Source organism: Mesorhizobium sp. M7A.F.Ca.CA.003.01.2.1, from assembly GCF_003998945.1.
Classification (GTDB): Bacteria; Pseudomonadota; Alphaproteobacteria; order Rhizobiales; family Rhizobiaceae; genus Mesorhizobium; species Mesorhizobium ciceri.
This window is the reverse complement of sequence record NZ_RZRA01000096.1, coordinates 1-9,041: the sequence shown is the minus strand read 5'-3', so window position 1 is coordinate 9,041 and position 9,041 is coordinate 1. Positions and strand designations below refer to the sequence as shown.

8 protein-coding genes are annotated in these 9,041 nt (G+C 63.8%); 4 read left to right on the top strand and 4 right to left on the bottom strand.

Annotated features, from left to right (window positions below; genetic code table 11):
- The 4 genes from EN969_RS06575 to EN969_RS06560 form a co-directional block, all read right to left on the bottom strand.
- On the bottom strand, nt 1-1,088 hold a 1,088-nt coding region (locus tag EN969_RS06575; RefSeq protein ID WP_164758161.1), incomplete at its 3' end, for an MFS transporter.
- Between the two features lie 163 nt (nt 1,089-1,251).
- The gene (locus tag EN969_RS06570; RefSeq protein WP_063168958.1) at nt 1,252-1,560 is read right to left on the bottom strand and encodes a Dabb family protein; all 309 of its coding nucleotides are present in this window, start codon (nt 1,558-1,560) and stop codon (nt 1,252-1,254) included.
- A 17-nt stretch (nt 1,561-1,577) separates the two neighbouring features.
- Nucleotides 1,578-3,206, bottom strand: a complete 1,629-nt coding sequence (locus tag EN969_RS06565; RefSeq protein WP_063170331.1) for a GMC family oxidoreductase N-terminal domain-containing protein — start codon at nt 3,204-3,206, stop codon at nt 1,578-1,580.
- 12 nt (nt 3,207-3,218) lie between these two features.
- Nucleotides 3,219-3,923 carry a 3-ketoacyl-ACP reductase gene (locus EN969_RS06560; RefSeq protein WP_245467419.1) on the bottom strand — a complete coding sequence of 235 codons (705 nt, stop codon included), beginning with the start codon at nt 3,921-3,923 and terminating at the stop codon, nt 3,219-3,221.
- A 296-nt stretch (nt 3,924-4,219) separates the two neighbouring features.
- On the opposite strand from EN969_RS06560, the gene gap reads away from it, so the two are divergent.
- From gap to EN969_RS06540, 4 genes are all read left to right on the top strand, one after another.
- A complete protein-coding gene (gene gap / locus EN969_RS06555; protein WP_013529249.1) occupies nt 4,220-5,230 on the top strand; it encodes a type I glyceraldehyde-3-phosphate dehydrogenase in 1,011 nt (336 codons plus the stop codon).
- Between the two features lie 218 nt (nt 5,231-5,448).
- Entirely contained in the window at nt 5,449-7,338 is a 1,890-nt protein-coding gene (locus EN969_RS06550; RefSeq protein WP_013529248.1) for a potassium/proton antiporter, read from the top strand.
- Between the two features lie 145 nt (nt 7,339-7,483).
- A complete protein-coding gene (locus EN969_RS06545) occupies nt 7,484-8,680 on the top strand; it encodes a phosphoglycerate kinase (RefSeq protein ID WP_013529247.1) in 1,197 nt (398 codons plus the stop codon).
- Nucleotides 8,681-8,813: 133 nt separating this feature from the next.
- On the top strand, nt 8,814-9,041 hold a 228-nt coding region (locus EN969_RS06540; RefSeq protein WP_127419033.1), incomplete at its 3' end, for a class I fructose-bisphosphate aldolase.

Sequence of the window (9,041 nt, the reverse complement as noted above, 5' to 3'; positions counted from 1 at the left end):
ATTCCTGCCTGATAGTGGCCGCCATAGGACGCGGCGAGATTGCCCGCCTGATAGATAAAGCCGGGCAAGGTCGCCCGCACCGCCCCGGGCGAAAGCTCGTTGAGGTGCACGGGGATGACGCCCCAGGCGCCCTGGACCGCGACCTGCATGACGAAGGCGCCGATGGCGAGCATGAACGGCGTGGTCGAGTAGGCCCATAGCGGGATCGACGGCAAGGCGATCAGGCAGGCCAGCGTGATGGCGTTGACGCGGCCGATCTTTTCGGACAGCGCGCCGAATGCCAGGCCGCCGACGATGGCGCCGATATTGGCGACGATGGTGATCCAGCTCACCGTATGCGGATCGAAGCCGTGCTGCTTCTTCAGGAAGGTCGGGTAGAGGTCCTGCGTGCCATGACTGAAGAAATTGAAGAACATCATCAGCACGACGGCATAGAGCGCGACACCCCAGTGTTTCTGCAGGGTTTCCCACATGCCCGGTCGAGCCGTCTTCTGCGCTTCGACGAAGGCCGGCGATTCCGGCACATGCGAGCGGATGAAGAGCACAATCAGCGCCGGCACGAAGCTGAGCAGGAACATGGCGCGCCAGCCGATCGTGTAGCCGCCGATCGTCTGCTGATAGAGCAGGCCATAGACCACCGCCGCCAGCAGATAGCCGGCCGGATAGCCGCATTGCAGGATGCCGGAGACCATGCCGCGTGCGCTCGGCGGAATGGATTCCATGGCCAGCGAACTGCCAAGCCCCCATTCGCCGCCCATGGCGATGCCGAACAGCGCGCGCAGGGCGAGGAAGATGCCGAGATTGGGTGAGAAGGCGGCCAGCGCGCCGATCACCGAATAGCTCACGATGTTGAGCATGAGGATCGGCTTGCGCCCGTACTTGTCGGCAAGCATGCCGAAGAAGAACGCGCCGATGAAGCGTGTGGCCAAGGTCAGGAACAGCGCCTTGGAGACCGCGGGCACGTCGGCGTGGAATTCGGTCGCGATATCGGTGAGCAGGAATGTCAGAAGGAAGAAATCGAAAGCATCGAGCGTCCAGCCCAGGAACGAGGCGAGGACGGTCTTCTTCTGCTGCGAATTAAGGGGCAAATCTTCCTCCTCCACCATCATCGATGTGAGGAATTATCAGCCAGTTCAGGGAAGACCGGTGGTCACTTTTTCGCGCGGCTCATTTGATCGAACGCCCCTGAGGTGCGATGAGGAGCGACCGGTGCCATCTGTCGATGAACTCGATCGTGGCTTGATGGTGAGTCTAGATTTCGAGATCAAACACCATCAGCCCGTCCGTGCCGCCTTCCAGGGCAGCGACCAGGCGTGCGCCGGCGCGCTGGTGCGCTTCATGCGCAAGATAGGCATCGCGCGCGGCAGCATCGCGGAAGTCGATGGTGAAGCCATGGGTGAAGCCGCGTGCGAACGGCTCGGGGCTGACATTGGCGCTGAATTTTACGGCGTCCATGCCGTCGATCAGCTGTCGCAGCGCCTCGAGATCGGCATGGACCGCCGTGCGCTCGGTAGCGGCGACATCATTGCGAAATCTAGCGAAAACACAGTGCCTGATCATGTCTTGCTCCTCAGCGGCTAAGCAGCCCGGTTTCCGGAAAACACCGCCGGCGGCAGCGGCTCGCGGCCGAGGACCAGATCGGCTCCTTTTTCACCGACCATCATTGTCGGCGCATTGGTGTTGGATGAAGGCACGCGCGGCATCACCGAGGCGTCGCAAACGCGCAGGCCCTCGATGCCGCGCAACCGCAGATCCGGTGTCACCACGGCCATGTCGTCATGGCCCATGCGGCAGGTGCCAACCGGGTGATGGTCGGTTTTGGAGGTGCGGCAGGCATAGTCGAACAGCTCGTCGTCGCTGGCGAGCGACGGCCCGGGCAGCACTTCGCGCAGCACGTAAGGGGCAAGCGCCTTCTGTCGCATGATCTGGCGCGCCAGTCGCAGCCCCTTGATCGACATGGCGCGGTCATAGGGATCGGACCAGTAGTTCGGATCGATCAGCGGGTGGTCGGACGGGTCGGCACTCTTCAGCCGCACCGTGCCGCGTGAGCGCGGCCGCAGGAAGGCCGAGTTCAGGGTGACACCTGGATTGTTCAGCTTCTCGACGCCGGCCTCGATGCCGGATCCCAAGCCGAGATGGAACTGAATGTCGGGCGAGGCGGCGGTCGGGTCGGCGTACCAGAAGCCGCCGGTCTCGAACAGGCTGGAGGCCACCGGGCCTTTCTTCAGCAGCAGATATTGCAGACCGGCCCAGGCCGTGCGGTGCAGCTTGGCGTAGTTGTCATAGGTGTGATCGCCGGTGCATTCGGCGATGACGAACAAATCGAGATGGTCCTGCATGTTGGAGCCGACGCCGGGCAGGTCATGCACCGGCGTGACGCCGACTGACTTCAGATGGTCTGCGGGGCCGATCCCCGACTGCATCAGGAGCTTCGGCGAGCCGATGGCGCCGGACGAGACGATCACCTCGCGCTCGGCGCGCAGGATTTTCTTGTCGCCGCCCGGCCTGTCGACCACCTCGACGCCGATAGCGCGACCGTTCTCGACGACGATGCGCGTCACCAGCACATCGGTTCGGAGGGTCAGGTTCTTGCGGCTGCGGATCGGCTTCAAATAAGCGACCGAGGCGGAGGAGCGTCGGGCATCCTTCTGGGTCAACTGGTAGTAGCCGACGCCTTCCTGGGCAGCGCCGTTGAAGTCCGGGTTGAAGGGGATGCCCATCTCCTGGCCGGCACGGAAATAGGCCTCGCAGATAGGCAGCGGCGAAATCGGGTTGGACACGCCGAGCGGGCCCTGGTCGCCATGAAAGTCGTTGGCGTAGCGCTGGTTGTTTTCGGCGCGCTTGAAATAGGGCAGCACGTCGCGATAGCCCCAGCCGGCGAGGCCTTCTTCCTTCTCCCAGGCGTCGTAGTCGCGGGCATTGCCGCGCGTGTAGATCTGCGCGTTGATGGACGAGCCGCCGCCGACGACCTTGGCCTGCGTGTACCAGAAGACGCGGTCCTTCATGTGCTTTTGCGGCACGGTCGACCAACCCCAGGAAGCAATGCCTTTGGTCATCTTGGCGAAGCCCGCCGGCATGTGGATGTAGGGGTGCCAGTCCTTGCCGCCGGCTTCCAGCAGCAGGACCGAATTGCTGGGATCTTCGCTCAGCCGGTTGGCCATAACGCAGCCGGCAGGACCGGCGCCCACGATGATATAGTCAGTCATTTCCTGATCCATTCATAGCCGTGGCACCGAGAGCGCGCCGTCGACATTGATGATCGAGCCGGTCGAAAAGCCGAGCTTGCCGCCGGCGAGCGTCGCCACCACCGCGCCGATGTCCGATGCTTCGCCCCAGCGTTTGGCCGGAACCAGGCCGCCGTCGATAAGGGCGTCATATTTGGCGGTCACGCCTGAGGTCATGTCGGTGCGGATGATGCCGGGCCGGACTTCGAAGACGCCGATGTTTTCAGGCGCAAGCCGCAACGCCAGGTTCTTCACCCACATCGAAAGCCCGGCCTTCGAGATGCAGTAGTCCGGCCGTTCCGGCGACGCCATTTCAGCACTGACCGAGGTGATGGTGATGATGGATCTCTGATCGCCTGGCGCAGCCAGCATCGCCTTGGCGACAGCCTGGCTGAGGAAGACGGTGCCGCGCAGGTTGATGCCCAGCGTGCGGTCGAAATTCTCCGGCTTGAGGTCCAAGAGGTCACCGCGCACCACGGCGCCGACGCCGGCATTGTTGACCAGGCAGTCGATGCGGCCGAAGGCGCGCATCGCGGCATCGACAAGTGCTGTATGGGTGTCGAGGTCCGCGATGTCGCACCTGACATAGGCGAATTTTGCGCCACGCTTGGGGATGTCGGGGGCAAGTCCGTCGGCGGCTGTTTCGGCAAGGTCGGCGACCAGAATATCGAAGCCGGCATCCGCCAGGGATGGGATCATCTGATCGGCTCAGACGGCATCTTCGTCGGCATGACCCGCTTCGGCGCGTCGGGCACGATCGAGCAACTCTATCCGCATTTCGGCATTACCGCCGAGGCCGCGGCCAAGGCGGCGGAAGCCCGCCTGCACGCCAAGTAAGATTCTGGGCCAGTTCGGCGAAACCGCGAAAACGGCTTCGCCGGGCTGGCTCAACTTAATCGATTTAAATCCACGCCAGTGCGGCTGGATTCTTTCTGCTTCCGCCGCTATGAAACTGCAGACCCCTCGTCCGCCCTCCAACTCCCAGGGAGAGAATTATGACCGTCAGAGTTGCCATCAACGGATTTGGCCGCATCGGCCGCAACATCCTGCGCGCTATCCATGAATCCGGCCGCAAGGACATCGACGTCGTCGCCGTCAACGACCTCGGCCCAGTCGAGACCAATGCGCACCTCTTGCGCTATGACAGCGTGCACGGCCGCTTCCCGCATGAAGTCTCGGTATCCGGCGACCAGATCACCGTCGGCAAGGAGACGTTCAAGGTCACCGCGATCAAGGATCCGACGCAGTTGCCGTGGAAGGAACTCGGCATCGACATCGCGCTCGAATGCACCGGCATCTTCACCGCCCGCGACAAGGCAGCGGCACACCTGACCGCCGGCGCCAAGCGCGTCATCGTTTCGGCCCCTGCCGAAGGCGCCGACCTCACCGTGGTCTACGGCATCAACCACGACCAGTTGACCAAGGATCATATCGTCATCTCGAATGCCTCGTGCACCACCAACTGCCTGGCGCCGCTGGCAGCCGTGCTGCACGAAACGGTCGGCATCGAAAAAGGCATGATGACGACGATCCACTCCTACACCGGCGACCAGCCGACGCTGGACACCATGCACAAGGATCTCTACCGCGCCCGCGCCGCGGCGCTGTCGCAGATCCCGACCTCGACCGGTGCCGCCAAGGCGATCGGCTTGGTGCTGCCCGACCTCAAGGGCAAGCTCGACGGCATCTCGATCCGCGTGCCGACCCCGAACGTCTCGGTCGTCGATTTCAAGTTCATCGCCAAGCGGTCGACCACGGTGCAGGAGATCAACGAAGCGGTGATCGCCGCCTCCAACGGCAAGCTCAAGGGCATTCTCGGCGTCACCCATCACCCGAACGTGTCGATCGACTTCAACCACGATCCGCGCTCCTCGATCATGGCGCTCGACCAGACCAAGGTGATGGACGGCAATTTCGTATCGGTGCTCTCCTGGTACGACAATGAATGGGGTTTCTCCAACCGCATGGGCGACACATCGGTCGCCTTCGGCAAGACCATCGCCTGATCACAAAGCCCTCTTTTCGAGACTTGGAACGCCCGGCTTTGCCCGGGCGTTTTTCATGAGCGCAGCTTGCGCCTTCCCAAATTGTGTCCCGGGCGCCAAAACATCCGAAAATCAGCGGCATAGACCAAAAAGCCACCCTGCCGCCTTGCACTGGTCACGTCTTCGCCCCACTCTCTCGCAAAGCAGGAGACAGACAAATTTGAGGGGCTGATTTCAGGATGGAGCATGCGATCTATCTCGTCACGCTGGTCGGCACAGCGCTTGTCGTCGCCGCCGCGTTTTCGAGCCTGATCGCCTTCCGCTTCGGCGCCCCTCTTCTGCTCCTGTTCCTCTGCATTGGCCTCGCCACCGGCACCGACGGTCTCGGCATCCAGTTCGACAATGCCCGCATCGCCTATTTTGCCGGCTCACTGGCGCTGGCCGTCATCCTGTTCGATTCCGGCTTCGGCACGCCGCTCAACGCCTTGCGGCAGGCAGCCGGCCCGGCGTTGTCGCTGGCGACCTTCGGCGTAATTCTGACCACCGGCCTGTTCGGCGCCGCCGCCCACTATCTGCTCGACCTCACCTGGCTGGAATCCTTCCTGCTCGGCGCCGCCGTCGCCTCCACCGATGCGGCCGCCGTGTTCTTCCTGCTGCGTGCCGGCGAGATCAATCTGCGCGAACGCGTGCGCTCGACGCTCGAGGTGGAATCCGGCACCAATGACCCCATCGCCATCTTCCTGACCATCACGCTGGTCGAGATCATCGCCGCTCATGCCAATCCCGAGACCAACGTCCTGGTCACCAGCCTTTTCCTCGGCTTCCTCCTCAACATGGGCCTTGGCGCTGTCGTCGGCGTGCTCGGCGGCCTCGCCATCGTGCGTCTCGTCGACCGGCTCAATCTCGACCATGGCCTGCTGCCGATCTTCGTGCTGACCTTGTCGTTGATGGTCTTTGCCGCCGCCGGCGCCATTGGCGGCTCTGGCTTCCTGGCGGTCTATATCGCCGGCCTCATCTCGGGCAATTCCGATATCCGCGCCGTCACCATCCTCAAGCGCTTCCAGGACGGCATGTCATGGCTGGCACAGATCATCATGTTCCTCATCCTCGGCCTGTTCGCGACGCCCTCGCAATTCCCGGCGATCATGGTGCCGGCGGTGCTGCTCGGCCTGTTCCTGATGTTCGTGGCGCGGCCGGTCGCCGTCTGGCTCTGCCTGATCCCGTTCCGCATGCCGCGCCCCGAAGTCGCCTTTGTCTCGTGGGTCGGCCTGCGCGGCGCGGTGTCGATCCTGCTCGCCATCACCCCGCTGCTCGGCGGGCTGGAAAATGGCCGTGTCATCTTCAACACCGCCTTCATCATCGTTCTGGTTTCGCTGGTCATCCAGGGCTGGACGGTCGGACCGCTGGCGCGCCGCCTCGGTTTGATCGTGCCGGCGCGGCTCGGACCGCTGGACAAGGTCGAGCTGGAATTGCCGGGTTCGGCCCATCACGAGCTTCTCGCCTATCGCGTCGCACCCGGCAGCCCGGTGGCGCGCGGCGAGCGCATCCCACGCTGGGCGCGACCCTCGCTGGTGCTGCGTGACGGCCGTTCGATGCGCTTCCAGGACATGGGCCGGCTCGCCGCCGGCGACCAGGTCTACATTTTCGTCCCGGATCGCTATCCGCGCCTGCTCGACAAGCTGTTCGCCAGCCGTGCCGTGGTCGATCCCGAAGATGCCGATTTCTTCGGCGCCTTCGCCGTCGATCCAGCGCGCCCCGCCGCCGAACTGGAAGCAGCCTATACGCCGGGCCTGACCGAAGCGGAGCAAAAGCTCACCGTTGGAGCGCTGGTCACGGCGCGGCTCGGCGGCCATGCCGAATATGCCGACCGCGTCCTGCTCGGCCCGATAGAACTGATCGTCCGCGACGTCGACGACAAGGGGAAGATCATAGGCCTCGGCCTGTCGTTCGAGCCGACCGCGCCGGTGGCGCGGGTGCCGGTCTTCCTCAGCGCCGGAGAAATCGGCGACCGTCTTTCCGCCTTCATCCGCAATTGGCGCAAGCCGACCGAGGCGCAGGCGGACGAGGCGCGGGCGGACGAGAAACCGGCCCCAGAGCCAGCGCCGGAAAAGGCAGCAACCGAAAGCTGACAAACCCGCTATTGAGCGGAGCCATTCATCCGCCCGCCAGTGCAAGATCGTGCCCACTTCAAAATTTCGGTTCGAGCGCGCCCTAAGCCTTGCATCGTCGCCGATGCGGGGTATGGTCCCCCGGTTTTTCGCGAAAGGAACCCGCATGGCCGCCTTCAAGACACTCGACGATATCGGCAACATCAGCGGCAAGCGCGTGCTGGTGCGCGTCGACCTCAACGTGCCTGTCACTGAGGGCAAAGTCACCGACGCCACCCGCATCGAACGCATCGCACCGACCATCGCCGAGCTATCGGCCAAGGGCGCCAAGGTCATCCTGCTCGCCCATTTCGGCCGACCCAAGGATGGGCCTTCGCCCGAATTCTCGCTGGAGCCGATCGCCAAAGCCACGGCAGAAGTGCTCGGCCGCCCCGTCGGTTTCGCCTCGGATTGCGTCGGCGACACGGCCGGAAGCGCTGTCGCCGCCATGAACAAGGGCGACGTGCTGCTGCTCGAAAACACTCGCTTCTACAAGGCCGAAGAAAAGAATGACCCGGCCTTCACCGAAAAACTCGCCGCCAATGGCGATATCTTCGTCAACGACGCCTTCTCGGCCGCGCACCGCGCGCATTCTTCGACCGAGGGGCTGGCGCATCTGTTGCCGGCTTTTGCCGGCCGCACCATGCAAGCCGAGCTTGAGGCGCTGGAGAAGGGCTTGGGAAAACCGGTTCGTCCGGTCGTCGCCATTGTCGGCGGCGCCAAGGTCTCGACCAAGATCGATCTGTTGATGAACTTGGTGAAGAAGGTCGACGCGCTGGTCATCGGCGGCGGCATGGCCAACACCTTCCTCGCCGCGCGCGGCACCGATGTCGGCAAATCGCTGTGCGAGCATGATCTCGCCTCAACCGCCAAGCAGATCATGATCGAGGCGGCCGAGGCCGGCTGCGCCATCATCCTGCCGGTCGACGGCGTCGTCGCCAGGGAGTTCAAGGCGGGCGCGGCCTGCGAGACCGTCGCCATCTCCGATGTGCCGGCCGACGGGATGATCCTCGATGTCGGCGCCAAAACCGTGACGACCATCGGCGAATGGATCGACCGCGCCGCGACACTGGTCTGGAACGGCCCGCTCGGCGCCTTCGAGATCGCGCCCTTCGACCATGCGACGGTGGCGGCGGCCAAGCATGCGGCGTCGCGCACCAAGGAAGGCAAGCTGGTCTCGGTCGCAGGCGGTGGCGATACGGTCGCGGCGCTCAACCACGCCGGCGTCGCCGACGACTTCACCTATGTCTCGACCGCAGGCGGCGCCTTCCTGGAGTGGATGGAAGGCAAGCCGCTGCCCGGCGTCGATGTGTTGAAGCGCTGAGGCTCCGAGGCGATCAACACTCGGAGAGCGAACAAGGCCGCCCGAGGCTTCAATCGATTCGAGCTTTCCGATGCCATTCCTTTGGCGGTAGACTTCCGTTAAGCGCGGAACAACCGTTTCAGGAGAAGCAACAATGAGCGAACGTCTCGAAGACATTGCCGCTGCGATCGTCGCCGATGGCAAGGGCCTGCTGGCCGCCGACGAAAGTTCCGGCACCATCAAGAAGCGCTTCGACGTCATCGGCGTCGAATCGACCGCCGACAGCCGCCGCGATTACCGCGAGATGATGTTCCGCACCAGGGAGGCGATGACCCGCTACATCTCCGGCGTCATCCTCTATGACGAGACGATCCGCCAGAAG